Raw genomic sequence first — 21390 nt, 5'->3', positions numbered from 1 at the left:
TCGCCCACGGCGACATCCTGAGAGAATTATCGACGCCTTGAAACGCACGCCGCGTGTCTCACAGGTTCAGTGTCTGTCCCCGAAGGAGGTTCCCTCACCGAGGGTGACCTCAAACGTCCAATGTTCGAACTGGCGTGGCCGATTATCGTCACCGAACTCCTCCAGGTGGCCTACAACCTCGCCGACACGGTGTGGCTTGGTCGCCTCTCGACTGACGCCGTCGCCGCTATCAGCCTCGCGTTCCCGCTCATCTTCCTCCTCATCTCCGTGGGCGGAGGTTTCACCGTCGCAGGGAGTACGCTCGTCGCCCAGTACACCGGCGCGAAGAGTGAAGGCTCCGCCGGCACTGTCGCCGGCCAGACGCTCACGTTCATCACCCTCATCGCCATCACCGTGGGTATCATCGGATTCTTTGCCACCGACGCGATGCTCGGCGTCCTCCCGAGTTCGCCAGCGACCGCAGGTCAGGTCATCCCCCTCGCCGGCGACTACATGCGCGTGTTCTTCCTCGGGTTACCGTTCCTCTTTGGCTTCTTCGTCTTCTCCGCGCTCATGCGCGGGTACGGGAACACCCGCGCCCCGATGGTCGTGATGTTCATCAGCGTCGTCATCAACGTCGTCATCGACCCCATCTTCATCTTCGGCTTCGAGTCCAACCCGCTGTTCGGTATGCTCGGCCTCCGGGGCCTCGAAACGAGTCTCTTCGCTGCGACAGGGTTCGACGGCCTCGAAGTGGCCGGGGCAGCGTACGCGACGGTTCTCTCACGCGGCGTCGCCACCGTCATCGGCATCTACGTCATCTTCGGTACCTCCGCCGGTCCGGACGTTCAGCTCTCGGACTTCCGACCACAGTTCGAGTACATCAAGAAAATCGTCGATATCGGCGTTCCGAGTGCTATCGAGCAGTCGGCGACGGCGCTCGGGTTCATCACCCTCACCGCGATGGTCGTCACGTTCGCACCGGAAGTCGTCGCCGCGTTCGGCCTCGGTAACCGCCTCACGTCGCTGGTGTTCCTCCCTGCACTCGGCCTCGGCCGTGCGACCAACACCATCGTCGGGCAAAACCTCGGTGCGCAGAAACCTGACCGCGCCGAGAGCGCCGTCTGGTTGGCAGCGAAAGTCGGCGCGAGCGTGATGGTCGTCATCGGCGTCGTCGCCTACCTCTTCGCCGAACCAATCGTCGCGTTCTTCATCTCGACCGGCACCGAGTCCGCCGCCCAGACCATCGACTTGGGTGTCGAGTACGTCCGGATTCGTGCCTTCGAGTTCGGCTTCATCGGCGTTTTGCAGGTCGTTCTCGGTGCGTACCGCGGTGCCGGAAACACGAAGACTGCCCTCAGTTTCTCGCTGCTCGCGCTCTGGCTTGGCCGAGTTCCCACCGTCTACCTGCTGTCGTTCCAGTTCGGGTTCGCGGAAACGGGTATCTGGCTTGGCATGGCTGTCGGACAGATACTCGGTGCCATCGCTGCGACGGCGTGGTTCACCCGCGGCACGTGGAAAGAGAGCGTCATCGACGCGGACGCGAGTGCCGGCTAATCGACCGCCGTCGTGGGTTCCACAATGGTTTTACGTCGGTGTCGTGTACCTCTGTTCGCTGAGGGCCCGTAGCTCAGTGGACAGAGTGCTTGGTTCCGGACCAAGATGTCGCGGGTTCAAATCCCGTCGGGTCCGTATACTTTTGGAACGCTTTAGAACCAAAGAGCGGCCGCTGGATCCCTCGAATCGCACATATTCCCACCATCAGAGTCCGTCACGTAGCGTGACGGACTCACCGGCGACGTACAGCACACAACGTACAGCAGTACACTCATTACATCAGCACACTAATTTCGCAGTATGCCCGTGAGCATCGACGACTTCGAGTCCGGTGACCTCCCGAGAGGACCGAGCGTCCCCGAGCAGGTGGTCACGTACCTCTACACACACAGCGACCAAGCGTTCACACGCTCCGAGATTGCGACAGCCATCAGTGAAGACCCGAACACAGTCGGCACTGCACTCTCTCGACTCAAGGGCCGAAGCCTCGTTCGCCACAAGGGAGAGTTCTGGGCAATCACGGACGACGACGAACGCGTCGCCGCCGCGTACGACCTCCACACCACGACCGACAGACTGGACGACGAAGACGGCGGCATCGACGCCGACGAGTGGGACGCAGTCGCTCCAGAGACACCGCATCCAAGCGAACGAGACGAGGACGACCAATAGATGCAACCGAGGCGTGGTGATGTCGTCCGGAGTTCTGACCCGTTCAAACTCGGTGACGACAGACAACGGCCGTGGCTCATCGTCAACAACGACTCCCACCCGTTCGGTGACCAGCAGTTCATTGCGGTCGCTATCTCGACTAAGCAGTACGAGGACTCGCTCCCACTTACCGATGACCTGTGGGCAGTCGGTGGCGTTCCTCGCGACTCGTTCGTCTCTCCGTGGGCAATTCACTCACCTCGGAAAGAAGACTTCGTGGCGTGGCAGGGGCGTCTCGAAGGGACGTTTGTGGACCGCGTCGTCGAGCACGTCGAAGGGTATCTGAAGTAGCCAGAACTGAGAGTCGCTAATCGTCAGACTGCACGTCGATTAACACAGATTCGTCACACGCGATGACGAACACCAGTCGAGTCCGTCTCTTTGCACGACCCTCTGAATTAACCGTACGGAGATGTCTTTGGTCCGGAACCAGTCCCTCCATCCACTGAGGAGTCTGACGTGCAAATCTCCATTGGCTACTAGTAACGACGAAGTTTTGACACCTCAAATCGCGCCCACGTCGTGCAGGTATTCGATATCTTCGGGCGCGTACCCGTACTCGCTGAGGACTTCCTCCGTGTGTTCACCGAGAAGGGGAGGGTGGCGACGAATCGACGTCGGTGTCTCCGAGAAGTGCATGGGGCATCCAGCCATCTCGACGGTGCCGGCCGTGGGATGTTCGACGGTCTGGTGCATTCGTCGAGCGTCGACTTGAGGGTGGTCGAACACGTCTTCCATATCGTTGACCGGGCTGACGGGAACGTCGTGCTCGCGACAGCGCGAGACGACTTCGTCGGTCGTGTACGTCGCGAGCTCCGTGGCGAGAATCGAATCGAGGGCGTCCCGATTGTCGACGCGGTCGGCGTTCGTCGCGAAGCGTTCGTCGTCCACGAGGTTCGGCAGGTCGAACGCAGCACAGAACCGAGGCCAGATGTGCTCGGACGCGCAGGCGACGACGGCGTAGTCGTCGCGGGTCTCGAAGGCCTGATAGGGCGTGATAGTCGGGTGCTTACTCCCCATTCGCCTCGGTGGGGTTCCCGTCGCGAAGTAATTCGAGGCCATGTAACTCATCCACGCGACTTGTCCATCGAGGAGGCTGACGTCGACTTTCTGCCCGGTCCCGTCACCGAGTTCACGATGCAGTAAGGCGGCGAGAATCGCCTGTGTGGCGTACATCCCTGCCCCGATGTCCGCGATGGCGACGCCGACTCGAACGGGGGGACCGTCCTCCTCGCCGGTGATACTCATCATACCACCTTCGGCCTGCATCATGATGTCGTACGCAGGGCGGTCTTTGTGCGGCCCCCATTCACCGTATCCGGAGAGCGAACAGTAGACCAACTCCGGGTTCTCTGCGCGGAGGTCCTCGTAGCCGAGGCCCCACTGCTCCATCGTTCCGACTCGGAAGTTCTCGACGAGGATGTCGGCCTCGCCCACGAGGTCACGAAACACCTCGCGCCCCGCATCGGTCGAGAAGTCGAGCGTGGCCGAACGCTTGTTGCGGTTGATACTCAGGTAGTAGGCACTCTCCTCGGTGTCGCCGTACGATGGCGGTCGCCAGCCACGGGTCTGGTCGCCGACACCGGGGCGTTCTATCTTGATGACGTCCGCACCGAGGTCACCGAGTTGCATCGTGCAGAATGGGCCCACGAGGACACGGGACGCGTCGACGACGGTGAGTCCGTCGAGAGGACCGGTCTCACCCTCCGGGGTACGGGCTTCACCGGTCATCGGTTGGGTCGTGAGCGAGGGTTCCTGTCAGTTTGTGTCCGAGAATGCGCGGCCAGTCGCGCGCCATCTACACGTTGTTTCGGTGCGCCGCCGTACTCCAAGTGGCCCGTTGGGGTCGGAATCACACTCTGTTCGTGACTCTTCTCGCGACTACCTGCCCCTGTTTGGGCACTCGCCGAGAGCGCGCGGATATCGTTCTCACCCATACTCGGTATCGTAGTCCTATGACCAATCGCGCGTCGTTAGTTCTGTCGGTGGTCGAAACGGGGTGACGACGAACAGGTGCGCGCGTCGGCACGGTGGTCGATGGAGGCGCTCAGCACCACCATATATCCAGCGTCACCGAACGACCGCTCATCGCGGGTATCGGGGCTATCAGGTCTGATATGGGGGAAGGAACACATTTTACGTCACGTTTTTTGGAGATAACCATGGGACCAAGAACCGTAGACCCGGGAGGTACCGATACCACACTCCGTAAAGTGGCGAACAAGTTTCAGAGAGTAATCAGGTATATTCCAAAGGGAGATTCGATACCCGACAAAGCGTGGCGGCGTCGGCACAGAAATATCGTCTTACTTCTCGTCGCACATGCGCCAGCGTTGTTCCTCCTCGGGTCGTACACCGGGACAGAATCACTACTCACAGGGGCGACTTTCACGGCCGTCCCCACCGAACACGCCCTCGCCGGCACCGGCATAATCCTCGGCTTCGCGCTCGCGGCACTCGCACCGTGGTTCTCACGCCGAATACGAAGCGCACTCGCGTCGGTAGGGTTGATGACGTGTTCGGCGATTCTCGTGTACTTCTCCGGCGGGTTCATCGAGGCACACTTTCACTTCTTCGTCATCGTCGGCGTCATCGCAGTCTACGAGGACTGGGTTCCGTTCGTCGCCGGCGTCCTGTACGTCGCCGTCGAGCACGGTATCTTCGGAATGTCGTACCCTGAGATGGTATACAACCACCCGGACGCCGTGGCGAGGCCGATGGGATGGGCGGTAGTTCACGCGGTGTTCCTTCTCGCACTCTCCGGCGCGCTCGTAACGAACTGGTTCTCGATCGAGCGCTCTCGCGAAGAGACCAAACAGAAGATGCAGAACCTCGAAGACAGTCAAGAGGCGAAGGCGAAAGTCGAGCGTCTGAACGACCAGCTAGTCGTTCAAGCCGACGAACTCGCCACGGCCATGGACGCAGTCTCGGAGGGGGATTTCACTGCTAGCCCGCCGGAAGAGACCGATATCGAGGCCATCGAAGAGATAAGTGACGCGTTCGTGGAGATGAAACGAGAACTCTCGGCGACCATCGTAGACTTACGAGACTTCGCGACGACTGTCGAGCAGACGACACAGTCGGTCCACGACGACGCCGAGACACTCGAACGGACACAGCGGCAACTAGCAGCGGACGTTCGTACCTTTGCCACGGACGTGCGTGAGCAGGCACACGACCTCGAATCGACCACCGACGAGTTGAGCAGTCTCTCGGCGACCATCGAAGAGATTGCCGCGAACGCCGACCAAGTCTCGGACGAAGCCAGCAGTGCAGCAGCGGCGGCCGAGTCGGGAACGGGAACCGCGACAGACGCAATCGAAGCAATCGAGAACATCGAACAGAGCATCAGTGAGCTTGCAGAGTTAGTCGAATCACTCGACGCCCGGATGGACGACGTCTCGAAGAGCACCGACCTCATCGAGTCGATTGCCGAGCAGACGAACACGCTCGCACTGAACGCCAACATCGAGGCTGCACGTGCTTCGAGCGGGAGCGAAGGGTTCGCTGTCGTTGCCAACGAAGTCAAATCCCTCGCTGACGAGACCCAGAACCACTCGTCCGCAATCGAGCAGACCATCGACGAGACAGTCGAAGACGTCGAACGTGTTCAGGAAGAGATGCAGCAGACGAAGGTGCAGATACAGACCGGAAAGTCGACGACAACTGACGCCGGTGAAGCGTTCGCAGACGTCACTGAGATAGTCGAAGGTGTCGACGTCTCGGTCGACGAAGTCGCCGCAGCGACCGACGACGGCGCTCGAACGACCGAAGAGGTAGTCGACGCAATCATCAGAGTCGCCGACCGCTCGCGAGACATTGCGGAGCAAAGTGACACACTCGCTAGCCAAGCTGAGGCCAGAGCGACGACGATTTCAGAGATTCGAGCACAACTCGGCGAACTCAGGGGGCAGACTGGCGGCTTACAAGACCAACTCGGGACGTTCGAGTGTGAGATGCCAGCCGACGACTGAAATCGGGAGGCAACGCGAGGGGGCTGGTCTCTACACAGACCTGCCGGCAACTGCGCCGGTCCAACGAAAATGTCCTGACTGCGTACTCGTGGTCGTTCGATAGCCAGTGTCGGAAGTACCGACGTGGATACGACTCACTTCGATTCGATTTTCCCAGCGAACGTCTGGGTAGTGATGACCCCATCTTCGACTACGAACGTGTCCGTGCAGAACTCGTAGACGTTGTCCGGTGTCTCTCCGTGCCACGTGATGAACGCGATATCGCCTTCGATTGTCTGGAGGTCGATGTCCGCGTAGGCACCTTCCTGTCCGAAGTCAGTGAATAATTCCTCGAAGAACGTTGGAATCTCGTCGAGACCCCGGTACGTCTCTTCGGGCGTGATGACGACCGACGAATCGTCGTAATCAGCCAGTATTCCGTCCATATCCCCCTCGGCGAACGTTTTGAGGTGGTGACCGAGCACCTCTTCTGTCGTCTTCATTCGAATCCACCACCCACTAGATTGTTCTAATTAATCATCAAGATATGGCTCGGGTCACGAACTCGTCTTCGTGTGTAGGAGGGAGGGACGCGAACGGAATGCAGTCCGTTACTGTCCCACGTCGGGACGGCGCTGTTCGAGTTCCGATTGTACGTCACCCCACGAGACCGGTGGTTCGAACTCGTCCAAGCCCTCGCGGAACGACGTCAGTCGGTCCTCGAATTGGGCTTGCCACGTCGCCTGCGCGAGCGAGTCGAGTTCGTCGCCGAGCGTCGTCGTCCGGTCGTCGAGTTCGTCGAGTCGGTCTGCTATCTCGTCGAGTCCGTCGGCGTCGACATCATTCCGGTCTGCGAGTTCGCGGAGGTCGGCGAGTTCCGCTCGCACGTCAGCGACCAGCAGTGAGACGACGTGGCGACGAAGCATCGCGTCGAACCACAGTCGCCCGTCGTCTGTGGTCGATAGTTCCTCGCACGTGCACGCAAGGTCGTCGAGCGACTGCTCGAGTGCGTCGACGTCGGCGTCGAGTTCGTCGCGACGCCAGTCGTGCGAGGAGACCCACCGCTCGAACTGTTCGAGGTCCAACTGCGTGTCGTCCGCGACGCGCGTGACGGTCTGCGCCTCGGAGGTGACGTCCCGGAGGCCAGTCACGAGGCCGTAGAGGTCACCGTCGCCGTTTCGCCACCCGGAGAGCGACTGAATCGAAGCACCGAGGTCGGTCACGTGCGCATCGAGCGCCGAAACCGTCGACTCGAACGTGTCGAGACGAGACCGAACAGTATCGACGCCCGAGACGTCCTTCGCCGTCGCTGTCGCGTCTTCGAGCGCCTGCTGTGCGAGTTCGACGCGCGTCTCGGCCGTCGAGAGGACCATCGATGCGTCGGCTACTGTCTCGTCGATTGCGTCCTCCGTCACGACGCCGTCGTCAGTGACGTGGCCGAGAATCGCCTCCACGAACTCGGGGTCGCGCGAGTCGTCTGCGGCCACGAGGGCGTCCGTCGCGTCGCCTTTCGACATGCCGACGACGCTGTCGGGGGCGTGCTGACTGTCCGGTTGGTCCATGTCGAAGTCACGAGACTCCGGCGTATACATTTTGTCGGTTTGTGGATATATAGTGGAATATAGCAATATGTCCAGAGGGTAGCAATACTGCGAGAGAGGTATCAATACCCGTGAATCTGAGCGAACCAGAGTAGTATTATAAACGCATTTTATTATATCACGGGTCTGGTCAGTTGATGGCGCGTGACTCCAAAGCGTTGACAGAGAGCGTATCACGTCGGAAATTCCTCGTCTCCTCCGGTGTTGCCGGACTGGCCGGCCTCGCTGGCTGTACGGGTGGGTCGGGTTCGGGCGACGAATCCGAAGAGACTGAGGCTCAGACTGAAGCGCAGACCGAAGCTCCGGAAGAGACCACCGAAGCCTCGAGCGAGGGCGGGAACTCCCAGCCGGAGATGCTCACCGCCGAGGGTTCCTCGACGGTCTACCCCATCGCGAACAAGGGGAGTTCGTACTGGAACTCCAACGCACCGGCGAGCGACGGTGAGTACTGGGGTTCGAGCTCCGAAGGGACCGTCCCCGGCTGGGACGAACTCGACGCAGGCGACATGCGCCTCGCCGACTACTTCGCGTCCCTCTACGGCTTCGAGCCGACCGAGACGCAGGCGAACCCGCCGTTCGCGACGTCTATCGGTCTGAGCCACTCCGGGACGGGATGTAAGTCCGTCCGCGACGGCCTCGTCGACATTGGTAACTCCTCCGGCCCTATCACGGCCGAACTCGGCATCAGCGAAGCCGAGCGTGACGAGAAGTACGTCGACCACGTCCTCGGCCGCGACGGCCAGCCCGTCGTCGTCTCGAAGGACGTCTTCGACGCAGGCGTCACGGAACTCACCGGCGAGGAAGTCAAGAAAATCTACCAGGACGAAATCACGAACTGGAGCGACGTCGGCGGCCCGGACAAGGAGATTTACGTGGTCGGCCGTGCGGAAGGGTCCGGTACGGACACCGCGTTCCGTCTCAACATGCTCGGTGACGCCGAGGCCGCGATGCCCGGTGTCGACACCCGTAAGGGTCAGAACCAGCAGGTCAAGACCGTCGTCCAGCAGAACGAAGGTGCCATCGCGTACATGGCACTCGCATTCACGGGACCGCAGGTCAAGCCAATCGGTATCGAGTTCGACGGCACGCTCTTCGAACCCGACAAGGACGCCGAGAACACCATCTTCGACAGCGCGTACCCACTCAACCGTGACCTCCACCAGTACACGACCATCACGGAGGACACCCCGAGCGGGACGGACATGCGCGAAGCAGCGTTCATCAACATGTTCCTGACCACGTTCGGTCAGAAGCTCTTCGTCGAGGACAACAACTACATCCCACTCCCGACGAAGGACATCGAGTCCGAGGCAGCCAAGCTCCCCGACCAGGCCTAAGACGCGTCACGTAACGCTGTATCAAGCCTGAAACTCCGTTTCTTTCACACTCATACGTACCAACCATGACCACTCTTTCAGACAACGACGGCGGCGGCCTTCGAGCTGCGGCACGGCGGGAGGTTCAGCGGGGCCGTGACTTCGTCGACGAGACTGAACCGGAAGCGCTCGTCACGGTCACTGTCGCGGCAGTCGCACTCCTCGCCGCGTTCGTCGGCTTCTTGACCGTCTCGTCGCTGACAGCCATCCCGTTCGTGGTGTTCCTCGTCGCGTCCGGGTACGGCTGGTTCCGGCATCAAGAACTGACCGCACGCGTGTTGACACTGACGACCACCATCTCGACCATCCTGATACTCGGGCTCATCCTCGTGTTCATCTTCGTCGAGGCGTGGCCGACAGTCGAATACGCCACGGTGACCGTCTTCGGGATTCCACTCCCAGGGCTCCGCCTCTTCATCGAAGCGCGGTGGAGTCCGGTGACGCCGCCGCTTCGGTACTCGATGGTCCCGATGATTCACGGGACGGTCCTCGTGACGATTATCGCGACGGCCGTGGCCGCACCGCTCGGGGTCGCTGCCGCACTGTTCCTCAGCGAAATCGCACCGCGGACAGTCCGCGAACTCGTCAAACCCGGCGTCGAGATTCTGGCCGGAATTCCCTCCATCGTCTACGGGTTCATCGGCTTTACCATCCTCAGCCCGTGGGCCTCCGACCAGTTCGACATCGTCGGGCAGGGGACGTACCTGTTCGTCGGTGTCGTCGTCGGCCTGATGGCGCTTCCGACCGTGGTTTCGGTCGCAGAAGACGCGCTCAACAGCGTCCCCGAATCGATGAAGAGCGGGTCGCTCGCGCTCGGGACGACCGATTGGCAGACGATGACCTCCATCACGCTGCCGGCGGCGTTCTCCGGCGTGTCGGCGGCCGTCTTGCTCGGCGTCGGGCGCGCCATCGGTGAGACGATGGCCGCGACGGTGATGCTCCGAGGCAGTCCGGGGCTCACCAAACCGCTGTACAACGTGTTCTACGGGAACGACACGCTGACCTCGCTCATCGCCGCGAACTACGGTGACGCCGACGGTCTGCAGATGTCCGCGCTGTTCGTCGCGGGCGTCATCCTGTTCATCACGGTGCTGTTCCTCAGCATCGGCTCGCAGTACATCGAAGCGCGCATGCAGCAGAAGCTTGGGGGTGCCGAATAATGGCGGGCGCAGTCGAGTCCTCACTCGTCAGTGAAGACACGTCCGGGACCGAGGCAGTCGCCGCAGGTGTCGTCGGCATCGCCGCAGTCCTGTTCGGCCTCTCGCTCGGTTCGATGTTCGAACTCCTGAGCATTACCGACCCTATCGCGGGTGTCCCGATGGTCGCACTGCTCGGTGCGCTGTTGGCCCTGTTGGGCCTCAGTGTGGTCGGATTCGGTCTCGGGTCGCGGTTCGGCTACGTCGCGACGGACCCCCGACCGTCCGCAGGGTTGGTCGCGTCGATTGCCTTCTCGTGCATCTGGTTCGCCGTTGGCGGACTCGTCGCCTCTCAGACCTTCGGACTCGGCACCGTCGGGTGGGTCGCTGTCGCGTTCGTGACCGGTGGCCTCGCGTTCGCCGGGACCGCACTCCCGCGCGAAGACGTCGGGTCGACGCTCCCCGTCGGCGTCTTTGCAGTGTTCGTCGGCGTGGTCTTCCTCACGGGCGTTATCGGCCCGTCGTGGGTGTGGGACCTCGGGTGGGAACAGCAGGCATCGTTCAACGCCGAGTTCTCGATTCCGGTGATAACGGCGTTCAGTTCGCTCCTCGTCAGTTGGGCGTCCGCGAAAGCGTACGGTGGCTTCGGGGCACGCGGCCGACACGTCGGCGCGTACCTCCTCGTCTACCTGAACGCGCTCTCCATCATCGCCGTGTTGTTCCTCCTCGTCGCGTTCACCGTGTTCAAGGGTCTTCCGGGCCTGTTCAACGGCCTCACCTTCGGCCTCGGTTCCGGACCGGAGACGACGCTCTTCGGCTTCACCTTCGCGTGGCCGTTCGCGTGGCCCTTCGTGATGAACGGTGTCGCACTTCTCAACGACGTCAACGGTGTCCTCCCGGCTATCGTGGGGACCATCTGGCTCGTCATCGGCGCCGTCATCTTCGCCGTTCCGCTCGGTGTCGGCGCGGCAGTGTTCATCACCGAGTACGCCGACCGTGGGCGCTTCACGCAGGTCGTCGAAATCGCCACGAACGGTCTCTGGAGTACCCCGAGTATCGTCTTCGGCCTGTTCGGACTGGCGTTCCTCGTTCCGCGTCTCGGAAACGGGAAGTCGCTCCTCGCAGGCATGCTCACGCTCGGGTTCATGCTCCTTCCGCTGGTCGTCATCACCAGTCGTGAGGCGATGCTGTCAGTGCCTGACGAGTACCGCGACGCGAGTGCAGCACTCGGCGTCACGAAGTGGCAGACGATTCGAAGTGTGGTCCTCCCCGCATCGCTCCCCGGAATCGTCACGGGGATCATCCTCGGTGTCGGCCGTATCGCCGGTGAGACGGCACCCATCCTGCTGACGATGTCCGGGAGCGTCGCACCCCCAGGCAGTCAGACGGTGGACGTCATCGGCGGATTCAGCTTCACGTCCTCGCCGCCGTTCGTCTCGAATCCCGAACTCCTCCAGGCGACGTCGGCCCTCCCGTATCAACTCTACTCGCTCATCACCGCAGGCGTCGGGCAGTCGTCGAACATCGCGGACATCGAGCAGTTCCGGTGGGCGACGGCCCTCATCTTGCTCGTCGTCGTTCTGAGCTTCTACGCAGTCGGTATTGCCACCCGGTACTACTTCCGGCGGAAACTGCAGCACGAGTGAACATCCATGAGTAAGACCTCACAGACGACAGAAGACGAGACGAAGCGTACCGACCAGCCACTCGAAGTCACGGCTGGTGAGACACGAGAGCGGACCCAAGACGAGTGGACCGACTACGAGTTCGAGGGACAAGCCAAGTTCAGCGTCGAGGACCTCGACGTGTACTACGGCGACGACCACGCACTGAAGGGCGTCTCGATGGAGATTCCCGAAAACAGTGTCACCGCCCTCATCGGTCCGTCCGGGTGTGGGAAGTCGACGTTCCTCCGGTGTCTCAACCGGATGAACGACCGCATCAGCGCCGCGCGCATCGACGGGTCCGTCGAACTCGACGGCGAAGAGATATACCAGGACGGCGTCAACCTCGTCGAACTCCGTAAACGCGTCGGGATGGTGTTCCAGTCGCCGAATCCGTTCCCGAAGTCCATCCGCGACAACATCTCGTATGGCCCCCGAAAGCACGGAGACCTCGAGACAGGGTTCCTCTCGAGCCTGCTGGGTCGCAGTGACGAGGAGGAAGTCGACGAGTTGGTCGAACGGTCGCTCAGTCAGGCCGCCCTCTGGGACGAAGTCGAAGACCGTCTCGACGACAACGCACTGGGCCTCTCCGGCGGGCAACAACAGCGTCTCTGTATCGCCCGTGCGCTGGCGACGGACCCCGAAGTCATCCTGATGGACGAACCGGCATCGGCACTCGACCCGATTGCGACGTCGAAAATCGAGGACCTCGTCCACGAACTCTCCGAGGACTACACCGTCGTCATCGTCACCCACAACATGCAGCAGGCGGCCCGCATCTCCGACCAGACCGCCGTGTTCCTGACGGGTGGCGAACTCGTCGAGTACGGTGACACAGACCAGATATTCGAAGACCCGGAGAGTCAGCGCGTCGAAGACTACATAAGCGGCAAGTTCGGGTAACCGGGGGCGACCGTCGAGTATCCGGCTGAACCCCAGGGTGCAACGGACGGCAGACGACACGTCGGTGGCAATACCCCGCACACCGCCGACACGACCACAGACACAACCAAACACATGGACACACGGAAAATCCAGCAGGTCAGTAACGGGACGTTCACAGTTTCACTCCCCAAAGATTGGGCGAACGCGGAAGGGATAACCACTGGAACGGTCGTCGACCTGCACACACACATCGACGGTGTCCTCGTCATCCAACCGCCGGAGGGCGGCAGTGACCCGATAGAACGGGTGACGCTTCGACCGGCGGACGCCGACCCCGGCCACCTCGAACAGGTTCTCCGGGCGGCGTACGCTGCCGGGCCGAGAGAGGTGGCCCTCGAGTTCGACGGCGGAGCGACGCCGGACCAGCGACAGACCGCACGACGGGTCGTCCGGAATCTGGTCGGTGTGACAATCACCGAAGCGTCGGACACGCAGATTGTCGTTCGGAACGTCCTCGACGCGAACGAAGTCTCGATTCGCCAGTCGGTTCGGCAACTGCGATTCGTCTCGTTGTCTATGCACCGCGATGCGACTGCTGCACTCGTCGACGGCAGGTCACCGGGAGAGATGATGGGCCGCGACGACAGAGCAGACAGACTGTACGCGATGGTCGAACGACACTATGGCCGTGGCATCGAACGCCTCGACGAAATCGACGCCCTCGGCGAGACACGAGAAGAGTTGCTCCACCTCCACGAGACTGCCAGAGAGTTAGAACGCATCGCAGACCACGCCGAACGCATCGGCGAGATTGCGGCGACGGTAGACGACCCCGTTCCAGAACCGGTTCGCGACGAGGTTGCGGACATCGCAGAAGAGACGCACGACGCTGTCGAGTCGGCGGTCGATATCGTCTTCGACGGCGCGAGTGCCGACACTGCACGAGAGGTGCTCCACGTGAGAGACCGAGTCTGTGACCGACTCGACTCGCTCGAACGACGGGTGGTCGAAGAACACGGTGGGGACTATCGATACGTCCACGCCCTCCACGCACTCCGCCGCACGGCCGAACACGCCACTAACATCGCGGAGGTTGGCCTTCGGACGGCAGTCCACCGCGGCGACCTGGACGACACCGGCATCGACGAAGAGATGCCGGGGGCGGGCGGCCGAGCGTCGAGCGTCTAAGTTTCCAGTACGCGCCGACCGAGAAATCCCCACGGAGACCACCGGTGGCCGTGGATTTATGCTCTCGAATTCCTACTAGCCCGAGTGTGGACACCCCGTTCGACATCCTCCATATCACCCCGGATGCAGACGAAGCGGACGTTATCGAAGCGTATCGCCAACGGGTGAAAGAAGCGCACCCCGACCACGGCGGGTCTGCAGACGAGTTCCAACGAGTCCGGGCGGCGTACGAAGAGATACGGACAGGATACTCACTCGGTGAGAGAGATATCGCACGCGCCGACGAGAGTGACCGGCCGGGCGACGCGGGTGAGGACGACGCCGAGTCGGACGCAGAACCAGATGGAACCCGCGTCGAATATCTCGACTACGACGTGCTCGACGAACACTCGTGGGAACTCACCGACGAGGACCTCTTCGAGAAGGCGGCCGCCGCCGGACTCGACGCCGAGTCGTACGGAACAGTCGTGGTCGAACCGCGAACGTGTCTCCTGAAGGCCGCCGAAGCAGACGGACACAACTGGCCGTACGCGTGCCGTGGCGGTGCCTGTGCGAACTGCGCCGTCGCCGTCGTCGAAGGTGACATGGAGATGCCGGCGAACCACATCCTCTCGTCGGAGATGATGGACTTCGGTATCAGACTCTCGTGTATCAGCGTACCGACGACGGACGAAGTCAAAGTCGTCTACAACATCGAACATCTCCCCGGACTGGACGAACTCAGGTTGCCGTCACAGCAGGCACGGCGCGTCCGCCCGAGTGACTGAGCACACAGCGAGAGGTCGCAGATTCCCGTCCATCGGCCGGTTGTGCGAGGCATCGCCCAACCGCGGCCCAGTTAAGCTTCGATGGATTCCTTACAACGACATGACTAATAGACAGACTCGGCGAGGGTTCCTCCGTCTCGCCGGTGCGGGCAGTGTCGGCCTCGCGGGGTGTCTCGGAGGCGGACAGATGGGCGGCGGTGGAACAGGTGGTGAGATGGGTAGCGGCGGTGCCGGTACAGAAGGAACCGACGAATCGGGCGGCGACCGCCTCTGGTACACGACAGAACTCACCGACGTTCGGTCGGGAGAGGTGTTCACCATCGAGGAACTCGTAGACAGACCCGTCTTCGTCGAGACGTTCGCAGTGTGGTGTTCGAACTGCCTGCGTCAACAAAAGGAGATGATAAATTTCCACGACGCCGTGGGTGACGACGTCGTCACCGTCGCCCTCGACATCGACCCGAACGAAGACGCGGAGAAGGTTCGCGAACACGCCGAACGCCACGGGTTCGACTGGCGGTACGCACTCTCGCCGGAGTCGGTGACCAAGAGCCTCACCGACGAGTTCGGGTCGTCGATGGCCAGTGCGCCGACTGTCCCGATGCTCCGCGTCTGCCCCGACGGCACGGCGACGCGAATCAAAGACGGGTTCAAATCCACCGACTACCTCCGCGAACGAGTCGCCGAGTGTTGATGGACCTCGCGCCACGCCTGTTCGAACTCTTCGTTCTCGGCGTCGGGACGCCGCTGACCGCAGCGTGTGCCCTGCCGCTGTATCCCGGTTTTCTCGCGTATCTCGCCCGACAGAGTTCGCACGGCGATGGTGACGGTGGCCTCCCAATCGCCGCCCTCGGCGCGTTGGTCACGGTCGGTGCCGTCTCGTTCATGCTCGTCGTGGGCGTCGTCTTCTCGCTCCTCCTCGAAATCTCGCTCACCGCCGTCGTCGAAATCGTCTCGCCACTCGCGTTCGGCGTTCTGTTCGTGGTGAGTCTCGCACTCCTCGCGGACGCGAAGGTGTTCGCTCGCATCCCGACGCTCGAACCACCGGAGACTCGACACCCCGCACTCTCGGCGTTCTCCTACGGGTTCTTCTTCGGCGCTATCGTCTTGCCGTGCAACCCGGGATTCATCGCCCTCTTTTTCGCCCGCGTTCCCGTCCTGTTCGACACGGCGGCAGAGAGTCTACTGGGGTTCTTGGCGTTCGGCCTCGGTATCGGTGCGCCGTTGCTCGCCTTCGCACTCGTCTCGGAACGGTACAGCAGACAGGTCACGCGCTGGTTCGCGCGCCACACCACGAGCATCAATCGCGTCACGGGGGCCGTCATGCTCGTCGTCAGCGTCTACTACCTCGTCGTCGTCTTCGACGTCCTCGGCGTCGCGAGTCAGGTCGAAGCCATCTTCGATGCGACGCTCGAATGACCCGGTAGCGGCCGACCAGATGCGCGTCGAACAGGTCATTTCGCGCGCAGAAGCGCCTATTTCGGTTCGGTCCATGGGGACACCCAGAGACTCATGACCGGCGGCCGGGCACGCCAGCAGGCGATACTCTCATCGCACTTCGCACGCCTCGATTCACAGGCGTGTCTCGCGTTCGTCGCCGAGGTGTGGAGCGCTCGCGGGTTCGAGACGGACACCGACGGAACGGTCGTCTCCGCGACGAAAGGTGGCCGTACACAGGTCATCCTCCCGGTCTGTGGTCGGTGGTGGGACGTGGGACGTTCGATGAGGGGCATCTCTGCGAGACTCGGTGGTGACCGCGGAGCAGCCGGCCTCGATGGGCGACCATCCATCGACGTGGTCGTCTCACTCGGGAGCGACCGCCTCGGAAACACGCTTTCGTCTGCCCACGGCGCTCGACACGTCGATTCGGTGGCCTTCGTCGAGATGCTCCTGTACGGACTCGGCCGAGTGGACGCGAACCGCCTCGCTGTCCGGTATTTCGGTGCCCCCATCGACGGCCTCCGTCCGCCACTTCGGACGCGGATGCGCTGGAAGGTCGCTCGAGGAAGCCAGCGAGTCGCCCACGCGAGTCGCCCCACGGCCCGTGGTGTCACTGTACTCGTGGTACTCGTACTCGTGTTGAGCGGCGGCGCGGTGAATGCTGGCCTCGTCTCGTCGCCGGTCGAGTGGGGGGCGCAATCGGGTACTGGGGCGGCAACCGGCCCGTCTCAGACCGCTGGCGGACAACCGACAGTCGAACCGTACGAACAACCGGTGCAATCGACACCGACGCCGACACCCGGCGCGACAACTTCGATAGCCGACCCACGAGCGGCGACCGCACCGTTCGACGGTGAACCCACTCGTGCCGACCTCGAACCCCTCGCCGACGGCGACCTGAACTCCGTCCCGGGCGTCACAGCGACCGGCATCACGAACCTGACCGCACTCGGCGACGCACACGACGCGGTCCTCTCGAATCGGTCCTACACGCTGTGGTTAGACACCTACCAACCGCGAGACGTCGGGGCGAACTCCAGTCGCATCCAGTACGACACCGACGTGACCGTCTCGGGGGAGACGTACCTCATCGTCGAGAACGTCGAAGCGGGTCGCAATCAGGCCCGCTTGCGGACCGTGTACTACGACGGGAACGACTGGTACGTGACCGAACTCGAAGATGGGCGCGAACAGACGCGCCGTGTCGCGGACAACTCCACGTCCCCGCCGGTGCAGTTCGAACCACGAGAACTGAACCGTGGCCTCGTCCGCCAGTACCTCGCGACGCGGACGACGAACGTGACCGGGAAGGTCCGCGAGGGGAACACGACGTACTACCGCATCGTAGGCGAACAGCGACCGTCGATAGGCGGCGTCGCACCCGTACAGGACTACCGATTCGTCGCCTACGTCGACGACGAGGGATTCGTCTCGGCGGCGAAAGTGACCTACGCACTCGTCTCGGATGCCGGCGTCTACCGCGTCCAGTTCGAGTGGACCTACGGGAACCTCGATTCGACCACCGTGAGTCGCCCCTCGTGGGTCACACTGAACGAGACGGACGGCGACACGAACGAGACTGGTGACGACAAACCCCCGTCGATTCGGGTCTGAAGAGCGGTCGCAGTCGTCCCCTGTCAGTCGCGCCGATGATGATATTTATCCGGGTCTGTTCCCGACGTGTCGATATGGCAATCGAGTCGGGTGACCGCGTCGCCATCGCGTACGTCGGGCGCTTCGAGGACGGAACCGTCTTCAACACGTCCCGCTACGACGTGGCAGTCGAACACGGCCTCTTCGACGCACAGGAACGCGGCCGAGACGACTACGCGCCCCAGTCGTTCGTCGTCGGTGCCGACGAGATACTCCCCGGACTCGACGAGGCAGTCGTCGGGATGACGGACGGAGAGGAGGCGACTGTGACGGTGCCGCCGGAGAAAGGCTACGGCGAGTTCGACGAGAACCGCGTGCGGACGTACGACCCCGAGACGTTCGAAGGGATGGTCGGACAGGAACCCGAAGTCGGCCTCCACGTCCACGCCGAAAACGGCCTCCACGGCGACGTGACTGCCGTCCGTGAAGACGCCGTAGAAGTCGATTTTAACCACGAACTCGCCGGCAAGACGCTGGTGTTCGACATCGAAATCGTCGCCGTGGAGTGAGTCGGCGCCGCCGCCGCTCACTCGTCACCCTGCGACCACTCAGTCGAGTGCGCGGTGCGGTGCGATGTGGGGGCCAGTGTCGCTCTCGCTGTCTACGTCGGCATCGACGCGGAAGACGTCGGCTAACAGGTCCTCGGTGACGACTTCTTTCGGCGGTCCCCAGTCGTACGGTTCACCGTCTTTCATGGCGATGAGGTTGTCCGCGAACCGCGCCGCCTGCCCGATGTCGTGGAGCACGATACCGATTGTAATCTCTTCTTCGCGGTTGAGGGTTCGGACGACTTCCATCACGCGAAGTTGGTGGTGCAAATCGAGGTACGTGGTCGGTTCGTCGAGCAACAACACGTCGGTGTCCTGTGCGAGGACCATCGCAATCCACGCGAGTTGCTTCTGGCCGCCGCTGAGGTTTCCGACCGCCTGCGTTCGGATTTCTTCGACGCCCGCTAACTCGATGGCCCGGTCGATAGCCACTCGGTCCTCGTCAGTGAGCGAATCGAAGAAGCCCCGGTGAGGGTACCGACCGTGCGAGACGAGGTCTTCGACGGTGAGACTCGCGGGTGATTCGTTCTCCTGTGAGAGGAGTCCAACCCGTCTGGCGAGTTCCTTCGAGTCGAACGACTGGATTCGCTGTCCATCGACGAGGACTCGCCCGAACTCGGCGTCGTGCTGGTTCGCCATCGTCTTCAGCAACGTACTCTTGCCACTCCCGTTCGGGCCGACGAGTGCCGTCACCTCTCCCGCCGGGATGACGACGTTCTCGCACTCGACGACCGGTTCGTCGGTAGTCGGGTAGCCGATGGCGAGGTTCTCTCCGACGAGTTCGCTCGCCGTTGGTGAACCGGTCGAGGGTGTTCGTTCGTCGCCCATCAGATATCACCCATCTGGTCCTGTTTGCGCATCAAGTAGAGGAAGTACGGGCCGCCGAGGAGACCGGTGACGATGCCGACGGGAATCTGGGCCGGACGCAACGCGAGGCGGGCACCAACGTCGGCGGCGACCATCAGTGCCGGACCGGCGAAGAGACACCCGACGACGAGTTTCTTGTACTCGCTGCCGACGATGTTGCGGACCATGTGCGGCACGATGAGGCCGACGAATCCGACGATACCGGCGACGGCGATGCTCGCCGCGGCAGCGAGGACAGCGACGCCGGAGAGTGCGAATCGGACCTTCTCGACGTTCATGCCGAGCGAACTCGCCGTGTTCTCGCCGAGGAGGAGGACGTTCAACTGCCGCGAACTGACCAGTGCGAGCAGCATCGCCACGACAGTCCACGGGAGAGCCATCCGGACTTGCTCCCAGTCGGTCCCCGTCAGTGACCCAGTCGTCCACGCGATTGCACTCTGGACGACGCCGATGTCGTCGGCGAAGAAGAACAGCGCCGTCTGGAGACTCCCGAACACCGTCCCGACGATGACGCCCGCGAGGACGAGTCTGACGGGGGACGTGCCGTTCTTCCACGCGATGGCGTAGACGGTGAGGAACGCGACTGCCCCACCCACGGAGGCGACGAGTGGCAAGAACGTCGACAGTCCCGAGAAGACCACCAGTGTGAGGAGAATCGCGAGTCCCGCACCGGAGGACACACCGAGGATGAACGGACTCGCGAGTTCGTTCCGCGTGACTGCCTGAAAGATGGCCCCGGAGACGGCGAGGTTCATCCCCACGAAGATGGCGACGAACACGCGCGGAAGTCGGATGTTCCAGACGATGAGCGTCTGTTTACTCAGTTCCGGCAGGTCGCCACCGAGCAGGAACGCGGTCCACGCCTGCGAATTCAGCAGGACCGCTGGGTCGAAGACTGCCCGCCACGCCTCGACGATAGTCATAGAGAAGGTACCGAACGTCACCTGCACGAGACCACCAGCGACGACGACGAGGAGACTCCCCACACACAACGCGGCGAGCGACCCGTCGAACCACTCGATGAACCTCCCAGTAATCGGCTCACGACCCTGTGAGGTGTCGGTCGCCTCACTCACTGCTCGGCACCCCCGAGTTCGCGCCCGTCGAGATAGTCGCAAAGCACCTCGTCGGAGACAGCGTCGAGGACACGTCCTGTCCCAATCGTCTCCACGAGGCGTCGAATCCCGTGAGACTCGGCGGCGGCAATCTCCTCGTCGGTCCGCCGCGTCTCAAACGCCCGGTCGATGTAGGACTCGCGGAGGTCGGCGAGGTGGTCGTCGTCGATGTCAGCGTCAGCGGGAACCTGCTCGTCGAACCACTCGCGCCAGCGGTCACGCTCAGCCCACTCGCCGGCGAACTCGCTTTCGGGGCGAAGCCAATCGTAGTGCGCCGCGAGGACGCCCTCGGGGAACCTCTGTTCGCGGCGGTGGTCTTCGAGCAAGCACCGAGCGACGTGCGCGCCCTGCCCGGCGGCGATACCGACCTGTGCGTTTCGGTTACCGGAGGGAGCAGCGACGTACAACCCCTCGACCGGGGTCCGGCCATCGTCGTCGGGGTACGACGAGTCGAAGTGTTCGTGAGACTCGCCGTGGTGGTCGTGGCGTTCGAACATCGCGTCGTCGTCGTCGAGACCACGGAGGTAGTCGCCGTCGTACCACGCCGCGGCGACGACGTACTCGGTGACGACCCGGCGACCGTCTTGGGTGGTGACGACGAACCCGTCGCCACCGGACCCAGCGGCACCGTCGGTATCCGCGTCGGTCGTGGTGGCGTCGTCATCGACTCGTTCGACCGATTCGACCATGTCGGCGACGTAGTTCGCACCGGCCTCTGTGACGTGTTCGTGCATCAGCGAGGTGAACGTCTCGACGCCGATGCCGGCGGGGAACCCGAGGTAGTTCTCCAAGTAGGCGCACCGACGGAACGCCGCGTTGCCCCGGTCGAAGACGACTGTGTCGAGGCCGTACCGGGCGGTGAACACGGCCGCGGCACACCCCGATGGACCGCCCCCGACGACGACCACGTCGGAGGTTTCGACATCGCCGTCTGTCCGGCCGTCGGCCAT

The 21390-nt window shown here is 62.6% G+C and carries 20 protein-coding genes and 1 tRNA gene; 15 read left to right on the top strand and 6 right to left on the bottom strand.

What is annotated here, in order from left to right:
* Positions 1 to 69 precede the first annotated feature (69 nt).
* The 4 genes from GJR96_RS05935 to GJR96_RS05920 all read left to right on the top strand — a co-directional run bounded on the left by GJR96_RS05935 (position 70) and on the right by GJR96_RS05920 (position 2538).
* Positions 70 to 1536 carry an MATE family efflux transporter gene (locus tag GJR96_RS05935; RefSeq protein ID WP_305037519.1) on the top strand — a complete coding sequence of 489 codons (1467 nt, stop codon included), beginning with the start codon at positions 70 to 72 and terminating at the stop codon, positions 1534 to 1536.
* 62 nt (positions 1537 to 1598) lie between these two features.
* Positions 1599 to 1671, top strand: a tRNA-Arg gene (locus GJR96_RS05930).
* Positions 1672 to 1836: 165 nt separating this feature from the next.
* Positions 1837 to 2208: a hypothetical protein gene (locus GJR96_RS05925; RefSeq protein ID WP_151162090.1), complete on the top strand. Its 372-nt coding sequence runs from the start codon at positions 1837 to 1839 to the stop codon at positions 2206 to 2208.
* Entirely contained in the window at positions 2209 to 2538 is a 330-nt protein-coding gene (locus tag GJR96_RS05920; protein ID WP_151162089.1) for a hypothetical protein, read from the top strand.
* A 213-nt stretch (positions 2539 to 2751) separates the two neighbouring features.
* On the opposite strand, the gene GJR96_RS05915 is transcribed toward GJR96_RS05920, so the two are convergent.
* Positions 2752 to 3978, bottom strand: coding sequence for a CaiB/BaiF CoA transferase family protein (locus GJR96_RS05915; protein WP_151162088.1), 1227 nt, complete (start codon positions 3976 to 3978; stop codon positions 2752 to 2754).
* A 602-nt stretch (positions 3979 to 4580) separates the two neighbouring features.
* On the opposite strand from GJR96_RS05915, the gene GJR96_RS05910 reads away from it, so the two are divergent.
* Positions 4581 to 6221: a methyl-accepting chemotaxis protein gene (locus GJR96_RS05910; RefSeq protein WP_225317704.1), complete on the top strand. Its 1641-nt coding sequence runs from the start codon at positions 4581 to 4583 to the stop codon at positions 6219 to 6221.
* A 134-nt stretch (positions 6222 to 6355) separates the two neighbouring features.
* Here the strand turns inward: GJR96_RS05910 and GJR96_RS05905 are convergent, their stop codons facing one another.
* Both GJR96_RS05905 and GJR96_RS05900 read right to left on the bottom strand, forming a co-directional pair.
* A complete protein-coding gene (locus GJR96_RS05905) occupies positions 6356 to 6703 on the bottom strand; it encodes a nuclear transport factor 2 family protein (RefSeq protein WP_151162087.1) in 348 nt (115 codons plus the stop codon).
* Positions 6704 to 6811: 108 nt separating this feature from the next.
* Positions 6812 to 7762 carry a halo transducer protein gene (locus GJR96_RS05900; RefSeq protein ID WP_151162086.1) on the bottom strand — a complete coding sequence of 317 codons (951 nt, stop codon included), beginning with the start codon at positions 7760 to 7762 and terminating at the stop codon, positions 6812 to 6814.
* A gap of 176 nt (positions 7763 to 7938) precedes the next feature.
* On the opposite strand from GJR96_RS05900, the gene GJR96_RS05895 reads away from it, so the two are divergent.
* The 10 genes from GJR96_RS05895 (at position 7939) to GJR96_RS05850 (ending at position 18419) form a co-directional block, all read left to right on the top strand.
* The gene (locus GJR96_RS05895; protein WP_151162085.1) at positions 7939 to 9138 is read left to right on the top strand and encodes a substrate-binding domain-containing protein; all 1200 of its coding nucleotides are present in this window, start codon (positions 7939 to 7941) and stop codon (positions 9136 to 9138) included.
* Between the two features lie 65 nt (positions 9139 to 9203).
* Positions 9204 to 10337 carry a phosphate ABC transporter permease subunit PstC gene (gene pstC / locus GJR96_RS05890; protein ID WP_151162084.1) on the top strand — a complete coding sequence of 378 codons (1134 nt, stop codon included), beginning with the start codon at positions 9204 to 9206 and terminating at the stop codon, positions 10335 to 10337.
* On the top strand, positions 10337 to 11959 hold the full coding sequence (gene pstA / locus GJR96_RS05885; protein ID WP_151162083.1) for a phosphate ABC transporter permease PstA: 1623 nt from the start codon (positions 10337 to 10339) through the stop codon (positions 11957 to 11959). The genes pstC and pstA overlap by 1 nt, the downstream gene beginning before the upstream one ends.
* 6 nt (positions 11960 to 11965) lie before the next feature.
* A complete protein-coding gene (gene pstB / locus GJR96_RS05880; RefSeq protein WP_151162082.1) occupies positions 11966 to 12880 on the top strand; it encodes a phosphate ABC transporter ATP-binding protein PstB in 915 nt (304 codons plus the stop codon).
* A gap of 114 nt (positions 12881 to 12994) precedes the next feature.
* Positions 12995 to 14050, top strand: coding sequence for a phosphate uptake regulator PhoU (locus GJR96_RS05875; protein WP_151162081.1), 1056 nt, complete (start codon positions 12995 to 12997; stop codon positions 14048 to 14050).
* A gap of 86 nt (positions 14051 to 14136) precedes the next feature.
* Entirely contained in the window at positions 14137 to 14817 is a 681-nt protein-coding gene (gene fer / locus GJR96_RS05870) for a ferredoxin Fer (RefSeq protein WP_151162080.1), read from the top strand.
* 100 nt (positions 14818 to 14917) lie between these two features.
* Complete coding sequence (locus GJR96_RS05865) at positions 14918 to 15511, top strand: TlpA family protein disulfide reductase (RefSeq protein WP_151162079.1); 594 nt, start codon at positions 14918 to 14920, stop codon at positions 15509 to 15511.
* A complete protein-coding gene (locus GJR96_RS05860) occupies positions 15511 to 16236 on the top strand; it encodes a cytochrome C biogenesis protein (protein WP_151162078.1) in 726 nt (241 codons plus the stop codon). The genes GJR96_RS05865 and GJR96_RS05860 overlap by 1 nt, the downstream gene beginning before the upstream one ends.
* Positions 16237 to 16329: 93 nt before the next feature.
* Positions 16330 to 17871 (top strand): hypothetical protein, encoded by a 1542-nt coding sequence (locus GJR96_RS05855; protein WP_151162077.1) that lies wholly within the window; start codon positions 16330 to 16332, stop codon positions 17869 to 17871.
* A 74-nt stretch (positions 17872 to 17945) separates the two neighbouring features.
* Positions 17946 to 18419 carry an FKBP-type peptidyl-prolyl cis-trans isomerase gene (locus tag GJR96_RS05850; RefSeq protein ID WP_151162076.1) on the top strand — a complete coding sequence of 158 codons (474 nt, stop codon included), beginning with the start codon at positions 17946 to 17948 and terminating at the stop codon, positions 18417 to 18419.
* A 39-nt stretch (positions 18420 to 18458) separates the two neighbouring features.
* Here GJR96_RS05850 and GJR96_RS05845 read toward each other — a convergent pair whose 3' ends face one another.
* The 3 genes from GJR96_RS05845 to GJR96_RS05835 are packed head-to-tail and all read right to left on the bottom strand — an operon-like array spanning position 18459 to position 21390.
* On the bottom strand, positions 18459 to 19286 hold the full coding sequence (locus GJR96_RS05845; protein WP_151162075.1) for an ABC transporter ATP-binding protein: 828 nt from the start codon (positions 19284 to 19286) through the stop codon (positions 18459 to 18461).
* Positions 19286 to 20401, bottom strand: coding sequence for a FecCD family ABC transporter permease (locus GJR96_RS05840; protein ID WP_394349478.1), 1116 nt, complete (start codon positions 20399 to 20401; stop codon positions 19286 to 19288). Before GJR96_RS05840 ends, GJR96_RS05845 begins: the two co-directional genes overlap by 1 nt.
* Positions 20398 to 21390 carry an FAD-dependent oxidoreductase gene (locus GJR96_RS05835; protein WP_151162074.1) on the bottom strand — a complete coding sequence of 331 codons (993 nt, stop codon included), beginning with the start codon at positions 21388 to 21390 and terminating at the stop codon, positions 20398 to 20400. Before GJR96_RS05835 ends, GJR96_RS05840 begins: the two co-directional genes overlap by 4 nt.

The organism is Haloferax litoreum, from assembly GCF_009674605.1.
In the GTDB taxonomy this organism is placed as follows: Archaea; Halobacteriota; Halobacteria; order Halobacteriales; family Haloferacaceae; genus Haloferax; species Haloferax litoreum.
Note: the sequence above shows the minus strand (reverse complement) of the source record. Positions and strands in the feature narration are given on the sequence as shown.